This window comes from Brachybacterium vulturis (genome assembly GCF_002407185.1).
GTDB lineage: Bacteria > Actinomycetota > Actinomycetes > Actinomycetales > Dermabacteraceae > Brachybacterium > Brachybacterium vulturis.
In genome coordinates this window covers 2,910,042-2,926,145 of sequence record NZ_CP023563.1, presented here as the reverse complement: position 1 = coordinate 2,926,145, position 16,104 = coordinate 2,910,042, and the positions used below count along the sequence as shown (strand labels likewise).

16 protein-coding genes are annotated in these 16,104 nt (G+C 72.2%); 14 read left to right on the top strand and 2 right to left on the bottom strand.

What is annotated here, in order from left to right:
• Nucleotides 1-128: 128 nt before the first annotated feature.
• Nucleotides 129-812 (top strand): peptide deformylase, encoded by a 684-nt coding sequence (locus CFK38_RS13155; protein WP_157773489.1) that lies wholly within the window; start codon nt 129-131, stop codon nt 810-812.
• Nucleotides 813-840: 28 nt separating this feature from the next.
• On the opposite strand, the gene CFK38_RS13150 is transcribed toward CFK38_RS13155, so the two are convergent.
• Nucleotides 841-1,911, bottom strand: coding sequence for an IS110 family RNA-guided transposase (locus CFK38_RS13150; RefSeq protein WP_096803474.1), 1,071 nt, complete (start codon nt 1,909-1,911; stop codon nt 841-843).
• Nucleotides 1,912-2,393: 482 nt separating this feature from the next.
• Here CFK38_RS13150 and CFK38_RS13145 point away from each other — a divergent pair, with 482 nt between their 5' ends.
• The gene (locus CFK38_RS13145; RefSeq protein ID WP_096803473.1) at nt 2,394-3,161 is read left to right on the top strand and encodes a hypothetical protein; all 768 of its coding nucleotides are present in this window, start codon (nt 2,394-2,396) and stop codon (nt 3,159-3,161) included.
• 114 nt (nt 3,162-3,275) lie between these two features.
• On the opposite strand, the gene CFK38_RS13140 is transcribed toward CFK38_RS13145, so the two are convergent.
• Entirely contained in the window at nt 3,276-3,788 is a 513-nt protein-coding gene (locus CFK38_RS13140) for an inorganic diphosphatase (protein WP_096803472.1), read from the bottom strand.
• Nucleotides 3,789-3,855: 67 nt separating this feature from the next.
• Here CFK38_RS13140 and CFK38_RS13135 point away from each other — a divergent pair, with 67 nt between their 5' ends.
• The 12 genes from CFK38_RS13135 (at nt 3,856) to panC (ending at nt 16,069) form a co-directional block, all read left to right on the top strand.
• Nucleotides 3,856-5,265 carry a D-alanyl-D-alanine carboxypeptidase/D-alanyl-D-alanine-endopeptidase gene (locus CFK38_RS13135; RefSeq protein WP_096803471.1) on the top strand — a complete coding sequence of 470 codons (1,410 nt, stop codon included), beginning with the start codon at nt 3,856-3,858 and terminating at the stop codon, nt 5,263-5,265.
• Entirely contained in the window at nt 5,265-6,359 is a 1,095-nt protein-coding gene (tilS, locus tag CFK38_RS13130) for a tRNA lysidine(34) synthetase TilS (RefSeq protein WP_096803470.1), read from the top strand. The genes CFK38_RS13135 and tilS overlap by 1 nt, the downstream gene beginning before the upstream one ends.
• A 44-nt stretch (nt 6,360-6,403) precedes the next feature.
• A complete protein-coding gene (hpt, locus tag CFK38_RS13125) occupies nt 6,404-6,958 on the top strand; it encodes a hypoxanthine phosphoribosyltransferase (protein WP_096804358.1) in 555 nt (184 codons plus the stop codon).
• 4 nt (nt 6,959-6,962) lie between these two features.
• The gene (gene ftsH, locus CFK38_RS13120; protein ID WP_096803469.1) at nt 6,963-9,095 is read left to right on the top strand and encodes an ATP-dependent zinc metalloprotease FtsH; all 2,133 of its coding nucleotides are present in this window, start codon (nt 6,963-6,965) and stop codon (nt 9,093-9,095) included.
• A gap of 1 nt (nt 9,096) precedes the next feature.
• On the top strand, nt 9,097-9,663 hold the full coding sequence (folE, locus tag CFK38_RS13115) for a GTP cyclohydrolase I FolE (protein ID WP_096803468.1): 567 nt from the start codon (nt 9,097-9,099) through the stop codon (nt 9,661-9,663).
• 11 nt (nt 9,664-9,674) lie between these two features.
• The gene (folP, locus tag CFK38_RS13110) at nt 9,675-10,541 is read left to right on the top strand and encodes a dihydropteroate synthase (protein ID WP_096803467.1); all 867 of its coding nucleotides are present in this window, start codon (nt 9,675-9,677) and stop codon (nt 10,539-10,541) included.
• A complete protein-coding gene (gene folK, locus CFK38_RS13105; RefSeq protein WP_096803466.1) occupies nt 10,538-11,455 on the top strand; it encodes a 2-amino-4-hydroxy-6-hydroxymethyldihydropteridine diphosphokinase in 918 nt (305 codons plus the stop codon). Before folP ends, folK begins: the two co-directional genes overlap by 4 nt.
• Nucleotides 11,452-11,961 (top strand): DUF3180 domain-containing protein, encoded by a 510-nt coding sequence (locus CFK38_RS13100; RefSeq protein ID WP_096803465.1) that lies wholly within the window; start codon nt 11,452-11,454, stop codon nt 11,959-11,961. The genes folK and CFK38_RS13100 overlap by 4 nt, the downstream gene beginning before the upstream one ends.
• A 94-nt stretch (nt 11,962-12,055) precedes the next feature.
• Complete coding sequence (locus tag CFK38_RS13095) at nt 12,056-12,679, top strand: PH domain-containing protein (RefSeq protein WP_096804357.1); 624 nt, start codon at nt 12,056-12,058, stop codon at nt 12,677-12,679.
• Nucleotides 12,676-14,295 carry a PH domain-containing protein gene (locus CFK38_RS13090; RefSeq protein ID WP_096803464.1) on the top strand — a complete coding sequence of 540 codons (1,620 nt, stop codon included), beginning with the start codon at nt 12,676-12,678 and terminating at the stop codon, nt 14,293-14,295. Before CFK38_RS13095 ends, CFK38_RS13090 begins: the two co-directional genes overlap by 4 nt.
• Nucleotides 14,292-15,197, top strand: coding sequence for a Rossmann-like and DUF2520 domain-containing protein (locus CFK38_RS13085; RefSeq protein WP_096803463.1), 906 nt, complete (start codon nt 14,292-14,294; stop codon nt 15,195-15,197). The genes CFK38_RS13090 and CFK38_RS13085 overlap by 4 nt, the downstream gene beginning before the upstream one ends.
• Entirely contained in the window at nt 15,194-16,069 is an 876-nt protein-coding gene (gene panC, locus CFK38_RS13080; RefSeq protein WP_096803462.1) for a pantoate--beta-alanine ligase, read from the top strand. Before CFK38_RS13085 ends, panC begins: the two co-directional genes overlap by 4 nt.
• The last annotated feature ends 35 nt before the right edge of the window (nt 16,070-16,104 follow it).

Genomic DNA, 16,104 nt, shown 5'->3' with positions numbered 1-16,104 from the left:
CGGCTCGGGGAAGTGTAGCGCAGCTCTCCTCTGTGCGGGCGATGCCGCACGGCGCGTCTCACCTGTCGGGACCGACTTCTGAGGCGTGGAACCGCCGGGCGCGGTGGAGGCTGCGGGATACTGGCGTGGTGGACATCAACGAGCTGACCCGGAAGATCCTCGATCGTCGTGCGAAGGAGGGCGATCCGCTGCGGATCGTGCAGGCCGGGCACCCCGCCCTGCGGCGCCGTGCGGTGCCCGCCCGCGGACGGATCGACATCGAGCTGCTGTGCGAGCTGGCCGAGGCGATGACCGCGACGATGCGCGCAGCGCCGGGGGTGGGGCTGGCCGCCCCTCAGGTGGGACTCCCGCTGAGCTTCTACGTGGTCGAGGACGGCTTCGCCAGCGAGCCGGGCGAGGACGCGGACGACGATCTGCTCGAGCGGCGCCCGCTCGCGCTGCGTGCGCTGCTGGATCCGGTGCTGGAGCCGCTCGGGACGCAGCGGGTCTTCGCCTTCGAGGGGTGCCTCTCCGTCGACGGCTGGCAGTCGATCGTCCCGCGTGCGCGCCGGGTGCGACTGAGTGCGGTGGAGCTGCTGCGGGACGGCCGACTGGTGGAGGTCGAGGAGGAGCACCTGGGCTGGACCGCGCGGATCCTCCAGCACGAGACCGACCATCTGGCCGGGACCCTGTGCCATGACGTGTCCGTGCCCCGCTCCTTCATCGACGCCGCGTACACCGGACACTACGGCGACCTCTCCGAGGCGGTCCGTCGCCTCGGGCTGACCGGTGAGATCGCCGACCTCGCCCCGGGCGAGGTGGTGACCGGCTGATCGACGTGCTGTGACTCTTCTATGTCTGTCAAACCGGCTGGAGTTGCCGGGCGGCTTGGTTGAGGAGTCGGTAGACATGGCGGGCGAGGTATCGCTTGAGGATGCGACGCACGTCGCGAGTGCTGTGGCGCTCGTCGACATGCGTCGCGATGTAGTCCCGGGTCCGCTGATCGTGCTGGGAACGGTTCAGGATCACGCTGTAGAGAGCTCTGTTCAGTTGCCTGTCGCCGTACCGGTTCAGCCGGTGTTTGTTGGTCTTGCCCGAGGCTGCCGGCAGCGGGCTCACGCCCGCGAGGGAGGCGAATGCGGCCTCGTCCCGGACGCGTCCGGGATGAGACCAGGCCACGTAGCAGACCGCGGCGTTGACGGGCCCGAATCCGGTCTCCTCGGTCAGTGCGGCGGCAGGGCAGGAGCCGACGAGGTCGCGTAGCTCGCGCTCGTTGGCCTTGATCCGCTGGCCGAGATCTCGGATCTGCCGGGCCCGGTCGCGGGCATACCGCCGCGCGACAGCCAGGGCGATGTCCTCCCGGCGCTCGCGCCATGCCGTCATGGTCTCGAGCTGGGCCTTGGTCAGCGAACGACGCGCGTCGATACCCAGGTCCTGGGTCCGCAACAGGGCGGTCAACGCATTGATCGCCGCGGTCCGCTCCCGAGTCATGTGGTCTCGCGCGGTCAGAAGGATCTGGAGCGCGCTGCGGATCCCCTCGAACGCGCGGGGGTGTCGGAGATGGTCGATCGCCAGGGGCAATGTCGAGCGGGCGATCTGCTGGGCATCCAGGGGATCGGACTTTCCGGCCGGGGCTTGGGCGCGTTTGTCCATCCGCGGCGCTTCGACCACGACGTACCCCGTGCCGGTCACGCGGGAGGTGAGTTGCGCCCCGTAGGCCGCGCAGCCTTCGATCACCCACAAGGTCCCGAGGTCACCGTCGGTGCGACGAGAGGCCCAGGCGATCGCGCGGTCCAGGCCCGGACCGGTGGTGGGAAACTCGCGCGAATGCAGCAGCGCGCCGGTATCGGCCGCCAGAATCGCGTAGGTGTGGGTGCGGGAGTGGGTGTCGACGCCTATCACGTAGGGATGGACGTCTGCGACGATGGGCATGGCGGTGGTCCTTCCTTCAGCCAGGTCAAGGGCACGACCGTCGACGGTCGGCACCGGCCTGGGGATGGATCACTTCGAGGCAACTCTGTGATGAGTCACGACCCTCCGGGACGAGGGACGGACAATCTTCTGATCAGGCCATTGCAGTGGACCAGGACGGTGCCGGCCGCCCCACACCATCGCGGACAAGTCACAGCAAGAGCATCCACACGGAGCCAGAGGCACGATGAGTCACGCGACAGCGCGGAACGGTCGACACCAGCCTGCCAGCCAGTCCCAGACCAGCCACCAACGATCCTCACAGAGGGACGAACGGTAGGAGAGCAGCCAGCGGGCGCCGGCTGATCGACGTGCTGTGACGGACGAACGGTAGGAGAGCGGCCAATGAGCGCCGGCTCGAGCTCCTGGCCCAGCCCTCAGGCCGGGCACGGTCCGACGCTGTACCTTGACCCTGATCACGACCCGACAGAACGGAGCAGACGGTGGCCCAGAGCGACCAGAGCACCCCGCCCATCCCGCAGAGCGAGCTGACCGAGGACGGTGAGTTCATCGAACAGCTCGACGAGCGCTGGCTCTCGGTGCTCGACGCCGCGCTGAGGGTGCAGGCGCCGCTCGCTCGCAGCTATGTGGAGAAGCTGCGGGAGAAGCACCCGGAGGCGACCGACCGCCAGCTGCTGGAGCACGTCACCCAGCGGTTCGTCGGCCTCACCACGGCCACCGGCGCGGGCATCGGCGGCGTCGCGGCGCTGCCGGGGCTGGGCACGGTGGCCGCGCTCGGCCTGACCATCGGCGAGGGGGTGTCCTTCGCGGAGGCGTGCGCCTTCCTCACGCTTGCCGCGGCGGATATCCACGGAGTGGACATGGCGGCGCCCAGCACCCGCCGCCTGGTCCTGATGGGGGTGCTCAGCGGTGAGCGCGGCACCGAGATCATCGCCAAGGCGATGGGCCGGCGGGGCCTGCAGTGGAACATCGTGCTCGGGGGCCGGGCCGGCTTCCTGCCAGGCCTGGTCAGCACGCAGATCTCCCGGTACGTGCGGCGCCGCGTCGTGGCGCGCGCCGGCAGGCTCTGGCTCGCGCGGCTGCTGCCCTTCGGCATCGGCGCCGTGCTCGGCGGGCTCGGCGCCCGGGCGGTCGCCCGCTCCGTGGTCGAGGCGATGCTGGAGATCTTCGCGCACGGCGCGACGCTCGAGGGTGAGCTCACCGATCAGCGGGGAGAGCTCGCGGGCAGAGCGGTTCCGCCGGCCGGCTGACGGTCGCCCGACGGTCCTGCGCACGACGGCGCGGTGCACGGAGGGCCGGTCCCCGCGGGGACCGGCTCTCCGTGCGGGGTGGGGACCCGGTCCGCGAGGGACCGCTCCGGGAGCTCAGACCTCCAGGGTGAAGTCGTTGGCGTGCTCCGTGCCGACGGCGCGCTGGTAGGAGCGGCGGATCTCCGCCTCCGCATCGCTGCGGCCCTCCCAGTGCGCGCCCTCGACGCTCTTGCCGGGCTCGAGGTCCTTGTAGACCTCGAAGAAGTGCTGGATCTCCAGGCGGTGGAACTCGGAGACGTCGGTCAGCTCCTGGCGTCGCACCTGACGCTGGTCCCCGACGGGCACCGCGATGATCTTGTCGTCGCCGCCGGCCTCGTCGCGCATGCGGAACATGCCCAGCGCGCGGCAGCGGATCAGGCAGCCCGGGAAGGTGGGTTCCTCGAGCAGCACCAGGCAGTCCAGCGGATCGCCGTCCTCGCCGAGGGTCCCTTCGATGAATCCGTAGTCGTCCGGGTAGCGGGTGGCGGTGAACAGCATCCGGTCGAGCCGGATGCGTCCGTTGTGGTGGTCCACCTCATACTTGTTCCGATTTCCCCGAGGGATCTCGATGGTCACGTCGAATTCCACGACACCGCTCCATTGCTCGGGCCCCGTAGGCCACTGGTAAAGACCTCGACACCATATCGTGGGGACCATGGGAGCGAGCGCCACCGAGCAGATCTGGCGCACCACCGCGATCGTGATGTGCGCGGCGGTGCCGACGAGCTTCTATGTGCTCGGAGATATCACGGACGCCTTCCCCGGCGTCCTCACCGTGCAGAGCTCGGCGGAGGGCCCGAGCTTCGGACCGCGCGCGGTCGCCGAGGATTGGGAACGGGTCGCGGCGGAGGAATCCGTGCCGACCTCGGTCCCGGGCGTGGCCCCGGTGGATCCGGCTGACCTCGAAGAACGCATGGCTGCCCCAGCGGACCTGCCGGTGGTCGCCGGAGGCTTGGCGTTCAGCGTCGTCGCTGCCGAGACCGGAGGGACCCTCGCCGAGCGCGATGCCGGCACCGCGCTGGTGCCCGCCTCGACCCTGAAGCTGCTCACCGCCGCCGCGGTGCTGCGCGAATACAGCGGGGATGAGGTCCTGTACACCCGAGCCGCCGTCCAGGACGGTGTGATCACCCTGGTCGGCGGCGGTGACATGACTCTCAGCGAGGACGATCTGCGCGAGCTCGCGACCGGGGCGGCGGCGCTGGCTGCGGAGCAGGGCACCAGCGAGGTCTCCGTGGCCCTGGACGACAGCTATCTCGACGGCGGCCCCAACCCGGCCTGGGGGAACAACGGCCGGGACGGCGGCTGGGTGACCCCCACCGCCTCCCTCGCCCTGGAGGAGGGATGGCTCGACGGCGAGCAGTACGGCCCCAAATCGGCCACCCCGGCCCGGGACGCCGCCGCACGCTTCGCCGAGCTGCTCCGCGAGGCCGGGCTCACGGTCGCCGACGAGATCACCGGTGCCCGGGCGCCGGAGGAGGCGCCGACGGTCGAGATCCACTCCGAGACGCTCGCCGAGCTGGTGCGCCACACCCTGCTGATCTCCGACAACACCACCGCCGAGCTGCTCGCGCATCTGGTGGCCCTCGCCCACGGCGCGGAGACCACCCCGGTCGCGGCCGCCGCCGCGGTCGAGGCGGAGATCCGGGAGCTCGCCGCGGAGATCGGGGTCGCGCCGGAGGCGGTCGCCTCCCTCGAGATCCGTGACGGCTCCGGGCTCTCCCGGCAGAACCGGGTGTCGCCCGCCCTGCTCTCGGCGGTCCTGGCCGAGGTGGCCTCCGGAGAGGTGCCCGCTCTCGAGCAGATCCTCTTCGACGTGCCCATCGCGGGACTGTCCGGCACCCTGGCCGACCGTTTCGATGCGGAGGGGACCGAGGATGCGAGCGGTCTCGTGCGCGGCAAGACCGGCTACCTCGGAGGTGCGGCGACCCTGGCCGGCGTGACGGTGCTGCCCGACGGTCGGACCGTCGGCTACTCGATCGCGGTGCACGGCTTCGACGGCGTCGACGCGGTCGCCGCCCGCGCAGCGGTCGACCAGGTCGCCGCCGAGATGGTGCAGGTGGACTGATGCCCGGACCTCCCCCCGTCGTCGCCCGCTCCCGCACCGCCGTCCGCGCCGCGCTGACCACCCGGCTCGCGCTGCTCGCCGACGACACCGCCGTCGGCCGGACGGCGCCGCGGGTGCTGGTCGGCCTCAGCGGGGGAGCGGACTCCCTCGCACTGCTGGCCACCACCGTCTGGGTGGCCTCACGGATGGGCCTGGAGACCGAGGCGGCGATCGTCGACCATGGCCTGCAGGAGGGCTCCGCGCAGGTCTCGGAGCGGGCGCTGGTCCAGGCGCAGCAGCTCGGCGCCGAGGCGCGGATCCTGCGCGTCACGGTGGACGCCCAGGCGTCCGGCGGACTCGAGAACGCCGCTCGCACGGTGCGGCACGAGGCGCTCGAGACGCTGCGTGAGGAGCGCGGAGCGCTCGCACTGCTGATGGCCCACACCCTCGACGACCAGGCCGAACAGGTGCTGATGGGGCTGGCGCGCGGTGGTGGGCCCCGCTCCCTGGCCGGGATCCCCCGCGCCCGCGGCGCCCTGCTGCGGCCGTTCCTGGGCAGCGGGCGGGACGAGTCCACCGCCCTGCGCCGGGCCGACACCGAGGAGATCTGCCGCCTGCACGACCTGCACTGGTGGGAGGACCCGATGAACGCCGACGAGACGCTGCTGCGCTCCCGGGTGCGCCATCGGGCCCTGCCGCTGCTGCGGGAGATCCTCGGGGAGCACCTCGACGAGAACCTCGCCCGCACCGCCGATCTGGTGGGCCCCGACGCCGATCACCTCGACGCCGAGGCGACCGCGCTGGCGGACTCGCTGCGCCGCGACGGCGGCGAGCTCCGCGAGGAGCGGGACCTGCTGCTGCTGGACGTCCATGCGCTGGCGGCCGCCCCCGGCCCGCTGCGCACCCGGATCCTGCGCGACGCCTCACGTTCCGCTGACCGCGCAAAACGCCGGGGCTCCGACCCGGGGTCCTCGAAGTCCCTGCTCCGACGGCAGGTGCTGGCGATCGATGCCCTGGTGGTCTCATGGCACGGTCAGGCAGCCGTGCCCGTTCCGGGTAGGATCGAGGTCGCTCGCCGCGACGGCCTGTTGGTGTGGCGCCGCATCGATTCGTGAACCGCGGCTCGCGCACCCCACCACGTTCCATGGAGGAGATCCGCGTGCCCCAGACGCACCCCCACCCCGATGTCGACCGCGTGCTGCTGGACGAGCAGCAGATCCGCGAACGGCTCGCCGAGCTCGGAGAGCAGATCGCCGAGGACTATGCGGACGAACCGCCGATCCTGGTCGGCGTCCTCAAGGGGGCGGTGATGGTGATGGCGGATCTCGCACGTCAGATCGACCTCAAGGTCGAGATGGACTGGATGGCGGTCTCCTCCTACGGCTCGGGCACGAAGTCCTCGGGCGTCGTGCGCATCCTCAAGGACCTCTCCGGGGACATCACCGGCCGCAACGTGCTGATCGTCGAGGACATCATCGACTCCGGCCTGACCCTGAAGTGGCTGCTGTCCAACCTCCGCTCCCGCGGCCCCAAGAGCGTCGAGATCGCGGCCCTGCTGCGCAAGCCCGACGCCGCACGCGTCGACATCGACGTGAAGTACATCGGCTTCGACATCCCGAACGAGTTCGTGATCGGCTACGGCCTCGACTTCGCCGAGAACTACCGCAACCTCCCCTACGTGGGCGTGCTCTTGCGCTCGATCTACGAGGACTGATCCCGTGGCAGATTCCGCCAAGAACCCCAAGAGCTCGGGCAGCAAGAAGCGTCGTCCCTTCTCCGGGCTCGCCCTCTGGATCATCATCGCCCTGCTCCTGGGCATGGCCATGTTCTCCCTGTTCGGGCGGGACGGCTACGAGCAGATCGACACCCAGCAGGGCCTCGAGCTGCTGCAGGGCAGCACCGTCGAGCAGGCCAAGATCATCGACGGCAATCAGCAGCGCGTCGACCTGGTCCTGTCCGAGGACTTCGTCGACGGCGAGGAGAGCAAGGGCACCCAGGTGCGCTTCTCCTACGTCGATGCCCGCGGCGAGGAGATCGTGCAGGCCGTCGCGGAGGCGGCTCCCGAGAAGGGCTTCACCGACGAGATCGCCAGCAGCTCCTGGTGGTCCTCGCTCCTGCTCACCTTCCTGCCCCTGCTGCTCTTCATCGGCCTGTTCTGGTTCCTGATCATGAACGCCCAGGGCGGCGGCAAGGCGATGCAGTTCGGCAAGTCCAAGGCGAAGCTGTTCAACAAGGAGGCCCCGAAGGTCACCTTCACGGACGTCGCCGGTGCCGAGGAAGCCGTCGAGGAGCTCGACGAGATCAAGCAGTTCCTGGTCGACCCCGGCCGCTACCAGGCCGTCGGCGCGAAGATCCCCAAGGGCGTGCTGCTCTACGGCCCGCCCGGCACCGGCAAGACCCTGCTCGCCAAGGCCGTGGCCGGCGAGGCGAACGTGCCCTTCTACTCGATCTCCGGCTCCGACTTCGTGGAGATGTTCGTGGGCGTCGGCGCCAGCCGTGTGCGCGACCTGTTCAACACTGCGAAGGAGAACGCACCGGCGATCATCTTCATCGACGAGATCGACGCCGTCGGCCGCCATCGCGGCGCCGGCATGGGCGGCGGGCACGACGAGCGCGAGCAGACGCTGAACCAGATGCTGGTGGAGATGGACGGGTTCGACGAGAACCAGAACGTCATCCTCATCGCCGCCACCAACCGTGTGGACATCCTGGATCCGGCACTGCTGCGCCCCGGTCGCTTCGACCGTCAGATCGGCGTCGAGGCACCGGACATGAAGGGTCGCCTGCACATCCTCGGCGTGCACTCCAAGGGCAAGCCGCTGGCGCACGATGTCGATCTCGAGCACGTCGCCAAGCGCACCATCGGCATGTCCGGCGCCGACCTCGCCAACGTGCTGAACGAGGCGGCCCTGCTCACCGCCCGCTCCGGCAATCAGATCATCGACAACCGCGCCCTGGACGAGGCCATCGACCGCGTCTCCATGGGCCCGCAGCGGTACTCGAAGGTGATGACCGAGCGCGAGCGCCAGATGACCGCGTACCACGAGGGCGGGCACGCCCTGGTCGCGGCGGCGATGAACAACTCCGCCCCGGTCACCAAGGTGACGATCCTGCCGCGCGGCCGGGCCGGCGGCTACACCATGGTGGTGCCCACCCAGGATCGCAACTACCAGTCCCGCAACGAGCTGCTGGACCGGCTCGCCTACGCGATGGGCGGCTACGCGGTGGAGGAGAGCATCTTCCACGACGTCACCACCGGGCCCAGCTCGGACCTGCAGAACGCGACCAAGATCGCGCGCGCCATGGTGATGCAGCTGGGCATGAGCGTGACCGTCGGCCAGGTGGCTCTCTCGGGCGAACAGGATGAGGTCTTCGTCGGCATGCAGCAGGGGCAGCCCCCCCGCTTCAGCGCCGAGACCGCGAGCCTGGTCGACCAGGAGGTCCGCGAGCTGCTGGACACCGCGCTGGACGAGGCCTGGTCGGTGATCGTGGAGAACCGCCACGTGCTGGACCACCTGGTCGATGAGCTGCTGGAGCGGGAGACCCTGAACGAGCACGAGCTCGCCGAGATCTTCCGGGACGTGAAGAAGCAGCCGCCGCGCGACGTGTGGGTCTCGAGCTCCGAGCGTCCCGCACTGGCCGCGCCCTCGGCCGGCAGCACCACCACCGCGACGGGGACCGAGTCCCACGACGCCGGCGAGCCGCTCCAGCCGAACCCGCCCGAGCTGCCCCACCCGGGTGGTGACGACCCGCAGATCCCCGGCGCCCCGCACAGCGGCGAGCCAGGACCGGGCGGTGGCGGCTACGGCGGCGGCTACGGGTACGACACCGGCGACGGGACGGGGCGCTGAGATGGCCGTGGACCAGCCCCGCATCGAGGCCGCCGTCCGGGAGATCCTCTCCGCGATCGGCGAGGACCCGGACCGTGACGGCCTGCAGCAGACGCCGGCGCGGGTGGCCCGGATGTACACCGAGGTCTTCCAGGGCCTGCAGCAGGATGCGAGCGTCCCGCTGTCGACGACCTTCGACATCGATCACCAGGAGCTCGTGCTGGTGCGCGACATCGCGTTCTACTCGATGTGCGAGCACCATCTGCTGCCCTTCCACGGTGCCGCCCACATCGGATACATCCCCGGCGGGGGAGTGGTCACCGGTCTGAGCAAGCTCGCGCGGCTGGTGAACGTCTACGCCCAGCGCCCTCAGGTGCAGGAGCGACTGACCTCCCAGATCGTCGACGCACTGATGGACGAGCTCGGCGCCAGCGGGGCGATCGTCGTGATCGAGGCCGAGCACATGTGCATGTCGATGCGGGGTGTGCGTGCGGCCGGGGCCCGCACGGTGACCAGCGCGGTGCGGGGCATGCTGCGGGAGAACGCCAGCACCCGCGGCGAGGCCATGGCGCTCCTGCACGGGTCATGAGCGTCCGGGCCATGAGCACAGCGAGCAGTCCGCTCCGCCGCCCCGCCGGGCTCCCGGACCGCCTGGACGGTGAGGGCACGCTGGTGATGGGCGTCCTGAACGTCACTCCGGACTCCTTCTCCGACGGCGGTGCGCACGACGCCCCGCCCGCCGCGATCGCGCATGGCCGGCGCCTGGTGGCCCAGGGGGCCGCGATCGTCGACGTCGGCGGGGAGTCGACCCGGCCCGGTGCCCCGCGCGTGGACGAGGACGAGGAGCTGCGCCGGGTGCTGCCGGTCGTCTCGGCGCTGGCCGCCGAGGATGTCGTGGTCAGCGTGGACACCATGCGCGCCGCCGTCGCCGCGGCGAGCGTCGAGGCGGGCGCCCTGATCGTCAACGACGTCTCCGCCGGGCGCGCGGACGTGGACATGGGCGGCGAGGCGGCACGGCTCCGCACCCGCCTGGGCACCCCGCCGGTGTTCATCGCGATGCACTGGCGCGGCCACAGCGACGTGATGAACGAGCTGGCCCTCTACGAGGACGTGGCGCGCGACAGCGCGGCCGAGCTCGCCGAGCGCCTCGCGGCGCTGCGCGAGGCGGGGGTCGAGGACCGCTTCCTCGTCGTGGACCCCGGTCTGGGATTCTCCAAGACGGGGGAGCAGAACTGGGAGGTGCTGGCGGGCTGGGACGCGATCGCCTCCCATGATCTGCCGATCCTCATCGGCGCCTCCCGCAAGCGCTTCGTGGGCGCCCTCGGTGTGGACCGTGATCTTGCGACCGCGGCGATCAGCGCCTACAGCGCCGAGCACGGCGCGTGGGCGGTGCGGGTGCATGAGGTCGCCTCCTCCGTCGCCGCGGTGCGGGTCGGCGACAGGCTGCGCCGGAGCATCCGCCGATGAACGCGGAGAGGGGAGGGCCGGTCGTCGGCCCGGAGCGTCTGGACCGCATCGAGGTGACCGGGATCCGCGCCTGGGGCCATCACGGGGTGCTGGAGGCGGAGACGCAGCTCGGTCAGCAGTTCCTCGCCGATATCACCCTCCACCTGGCCACCGGACCGGCGGGCCGCACCGATGCGCTCTCGCGCACCGTGAACTACGCCGAGGTGGCGCACGCCGTCCACGAGGAGCTCACCGGCGGCCCTCATGCGCTGGTCGAGACCCTCGCGGAGCGGATCGCCCAGCGGATCCTCACCGACACCGGCCATCCGCTGGTGCGTCGGGTCGGGGTCCGGATCCACAAGCCGGCCGCACCGGTCGGGCTGCCCGTCGGCGACGTCACCGTGAGCATCCAGCGGGACGCCGCCGGGGTCGACGCGGTGCTCGCGCTCGGCACCAACCTCGGTGACCGCGCCCGGCACCTCCACGGCGCGCTCGAGCTGCTGGCCGGGACGGACGGCATCGAGGTGGAGTGGACCGCTCCGGTGCTGGAGACCGCTCCCGTCGGCGGCCCGGCGGACCAGGGCGCGTTCCTGAACTCCGTGATCGGGGTGCGCACGAGCCTGGGCCCGTTCGGGCTGCTCGAGGCGGCGCAGCGCGCGGAGCACGCCGCCCGCCGCGAACGGCTGGTGCGCTGGGGGCCGCGCACCCTCGACGTGGATGTGATCACCTACGGCGACTGGACCAGCGCGGACGAGGCCCTCGTCGTGCCGCATCCGCGCGCCCACCTGCGCGCCTTCGTGCTGGCCCCCTGGCACGCCGCGCGTCCCGACGCCGAGCTGCCGGGGCACGGCCCGATCGGCGCACTGCTGGCGACCGCCGAGGATCGCGAGGGGCTGCGTCCCGGCCCCGAGGTCGAGGGGTACGGGATCTTGTGAGACCCCTGAACGTGCCGGTCCTGGTGCTGATCCTCGTGGTCGGTGCAGGCTTCGGGGCGCAGATGCTGGAGGCCCTGGCCGCCCGCGGCCATGCCCTGCCGATCGCCGGCTGGCTCACCACGGTGGTGCTGCTGGTGCTGGGCGCTGTGCTGCTGCTGTTCGGCCTGCCGCTGCGGCGCTACATGCTCGAGAGCGCCGAGCGCAGCGAGCATCCGAGCTTCGCCCCGCGCCGCCACCAGATCGACCTGCCCACCGCCTATCGCACCGTGCTGCTCGCCCGGGCCTGTGCCTACACCGGGGCCGTGGTCGGCGGGATCTTCGTCGGGCAGGCGCTGTTCCTGCTCCTGACGGGCACCGGGGATCCGTGGCGGGGGATCCTGCCCACCGCGGCGGCCGCTCTCGCCGGGATCGTGCTGGGGGTGCTGGGCGTGGTCGTCGAGCGCTGGGGCCAGCTGCCGCCCGATGACGGGGACGGGACCCGTGAGCGGGCGGGGGCCGGCAGCTGAGCCGGGGGACGGCCGCCGATCGTCGACCTTCGGCGGATCCGGCGCCGACCCTGCGCAGGATGCGAACGGGCCCGGAGATGACACGATGGTGCCCATGAGCTCCACCCCTGATCCCGCCGCGCCGACCGTCCCGGCCATCGCGTCGGACCCCGTGCCGGGCACGCCGCGGGCCACCGCGCCGCCGGCCGGCCCCGATGCCGGGGCGCCCCGTCCGGCGCTGCCGGACGATCCCGAGGGGCTGCTCGGCGCGGGCGCCCTGCGGCCGGTCTCGACCTCGCTGATCCCTGCCCGCTACGTGGCGGGCATCGTCGGCGACGTGATCTGGGCGCTGATGATCGCCGGCGCGATCACGGCGGCCGCGCTGACCGGGATGTGGTGGCTCGCCGCACTGGGCCTGCTGCCGCTGCTGATCCTGCTCCAGCACCTGCTGCTCACGCCGCGCCGGGTGCGGGCCATCGGCTATCTCGACGCCGAGGAGGACCTCACCATCGCCAGCGGCATCATGTTCCGCTCCGTCCAGACCATCCCGTACGGCCGGGTGCAGTCGGTGAAGATCGACGAGGGACCGGTGGATCGTCGGTACGGGCTCGCGAAGCTGACGGTGAGCACGGCCAACGGCGCCTCGACCGTCGTCCTGCCGGGACTGCCGAAGGCGGAGGCGGAACGCCTGCGCGCGCTGCTGACCGCTCGTGGCATCGAGACCATGGCGGCGCTGTGAGCACCCCCGATCACGGTGCCGCCGAGTCCGACTCCCCGTCCGCGCCGGCTCCCGCCGCCGAGCCCGGATCCACGGCCGCGCGCCGCCGCACCCACCCGATCACCCCGTTGGTGACCGGATGGAAGATCGTGGTGGGCGTCATCGCCGTGCTCACCGCACAGAACATCGCCCGCCTGGCCGAGGACTTCACCGTGATGCGCGCCCTGATCGGGATGGGCGTGCTGGTGGTGGTCGTCGTGATCGCCATCGTCCTCTCGGCGCTCAGCTGGTGGTTCACCACCTATGCGGTCGACGAGGCCGGGGTCTCCCTGCACCGCGGCATGATCAGCCGGTCACAGGAGTACGCCCCCCGTGCCCGCATCGAGTCGGTCTCGGTCGAGCGGCCGCTGCTGGCGCGCCTGCTGGGCCTGGCGAAGGTGCGGGTCGAGGTCGCCGGCGGCGGTGACTCCTACCTCGACATCGAGTACATCCGCTCCGGGGACGCCGAGCAGCTGCGCCGCGGCATCCTCGACGTCGCCGCGCTCGATGCCCCGGCACGGGAGCCGGATCGGGACCCGGCGGCCGGCTCGGAGGCGGCCTCGCCGGCGGGGGATCGGCGAGCTCCGTCGCAGGCCCCGGCAGCAGCCGACCCGCGGGCGGGTGCGGAGGGACCGGCCGGACACCCGCGGGAGGGATTCCTCCACGATGACGTCACCGACGGGGAGCTGATCGCGCAGATCCCGACCCGGCGCCTGGTCCATTCGCTGCTGCGCGACCCGGGCTTCCTCCTCAGCATCCTCGTGGGCGTCGTCGGCGTGCTGGCGGCGATCGGCCTGACGATCTGGCAGGACGGCGTGTCCTTCGCGATCCTGGTGGCCCTGCTGCCCACCGCGATCGCGATCCCGAAGTACGTCTTCGGCCGCATCGAGTCCGGGTGGGGCTTCGTCTCCCGCATCACCGAGCGCGGCCTGCGGATGCGGCGCGGGCTGGCCAACACCCGCACCGACAACATCGCCGCGGGGCGCATCCAGCGCTTCGCGCTGCGCCGGCCGCTGCTGTGGCGCGGGCCCGACTGGACCGGGGTCAGCGTCACCGTCGCCGGCATCGAGGACAGCGAGGAGAACGGGGCCGCGCACGTGCTGCCGGTCGGCACCCGCGAGGAGCTGCGGGCGACGCTCGGCCACCTGGCCGCGCCGCTGGGCACCCCGGACGATCCCGGGACCATCGAGCATCTGCTCTCCGCTCCGGCCCGGGAGATCGACGGGCTGCGCACGCCGGTCCGCGGCTTCTGGATCGCCCGACGGACCCGCGTGGCGGTGCTCCTGCCGGGGGCGCTGATCCAGCGCAGCGGGATCCTCACGCGGCACCTGGAGATCATCCCCCGGGAACGGCTCCAGGGCCTCACCGTCCAGGACGGCCCCTTCGCCCGGAAGCTGGGGGTCCTGGACCTGCAGGTCGGCGTCGCCGGCGAGACCATGCAGCTGTCGGACCTTCCCCGCCGTGACGTCCTCGCGCTCCACGCCGTGCTCGCCCGCGACGCCGCCACCCTGCGCCGCTATCGGGACCGGGAGCACTGGCCGCAGCCCGCACTGGCGATCGGCGGCGCCCCGGCGGGACCGGCCGGGGGACCGCAGTGACCCCGCCGCGGCTGGGCATCGGGGTGATCGGAGCGGGCCGGGTGGGGGCCGTGCTCGGCGCCGCGCTGCGCGCCGAGGGCCACGCGATCACCGGCGCCTACGCCGTCTCCGACGCCTCCCGGGACCGCGCCGCCGCGCTGCTCCCGGGCGTGCCGCTGCTCGACGTCCCCGCCCTCGTCGAACGCAGCGAGATGCTCCTGCTGGCGGTGCCCGACGACCAGCTGGCACCGCTGGCCGCCGGCATCGCGGCGACCGGCATGGTCCCCGGCGGGCAGCTGGTCGTGCACACCTCCGGACGCTTCGGCACCGAGGTGCTGGCGCCGCTGGCGCGGGCAGGCAGTGCGACCCTCGCCCTGCACCCCGCGATGACCTTCACCGGCACCCGGTCCGACCTCGCTCGCCTGATCGGCTGCCCGATGGGGATCACCGCCCCGCCCGAGCTGCTGCCCGTCGCCGCCGCCCTCGCGGTCGAGCTCGGCGGCGAGTCCGTGGTGATCGCCGAGGGCGACCGACCGCTCTACCACGCCGGTCTCGCACACGCCGCCAACCACCTCGTCGTGCTCGTGGACCAGGCGCGCGAGGCCCTGTCCCGGCTGGGGATCGAGGACCCCGGAGCCTATCTGCGCCCGCTGCTGGAGGCCGCGCTGGACGAGTCCCTGCGCCACGGTGCGAAGGCGCTGACCGGGCCCGTCGTGCGGGGGGACGCCGGCACCGTCGGCGCGCACCTCGACGCGCTGGCGGACCTCGACGCCACCGGGACGCCGGGGGAGCGGGGCGATGTCTCCGACACCTACCGGGCGCTGGCGCTGGCGGCGCTGTCCCGTGCCAGACTCCCGGAGGACACCCGGGAGAGGATCCGGGTGCTGCTGGAGGCCCGGCCGCCGAGGGAGGACGAGGCATGACCCAGGACCCGCCGCGCGAGGACGCCGGCCCCGCAGCCACGAGGCTCATCACCACCAGGGCCGAGCTGCGCGCACGGCGCGCCGCGATGGACGGCACCGTCGCCGCGGTGCTCACCATGGGAGCGCTGCACGCCGGCCACCTGGCGCTGGTCGAACGGGCCCGGGAGCTCGCCGACCACGTGATCCTCACCGACTTCGTCAACCCCCTCCAGTTCGGCCCCGGCGAGGACTACGAGGCCTACCCGCGCACCCTCGAGCAGGATCTGGCCCTGGTCGACGGGCTCGTCGACGTGGTCTTCGCTCCGTCGGTCCAGGAGCTGTACCCGGTGCTGCCGCCGATGGTCTCGGTCACCGCCGGTGCGGCGGGCAGGATCCTCGAAGGGGCGGCGCGGCCCGGCCACTTCGACGGCGTGGTGACCGTGGTGGCCAAGCTGCTGCAGCTGACGGCCCCGCACCTCAGCGTGTTCGGGCGCAAGGACGCCCAGCAGCTGGCGATCATCCAGCGCCTGGTCGGCGACCTCGACCTGCCGGTGCGGATCGAGCCCGTCGAGATCCAGCGCGAGCCGTCGGGCCTGGCCCGCTCCAGCCGCAACGCCTATCTCGGCGAGGCGGGCCGGGAGCAGGCGCTGGCCCTGTCCCGCACGATCGCCGCCGCGCGTGCCGCCGCGCCCTCGGCGGGAGCGATCCGGTCCGTGCTGCGCGAAGCCCTCGAGCGTGCCGAGATCGACTGGGACTACGCCCATGCCCTGGACCCGGCCACCCTCGAGCCGATAGGCCCCGAGCACCGCGGGGAGGTGCTGGTGGTGCTCGCCGGCACCGTCGAGGGCACCCGACTGCTGGACGCCGCTGTGGCGGTGGTGACAGCACCCTGATCCGAGAGGCGTTCCCAGCGGCAGTGATGAGACAA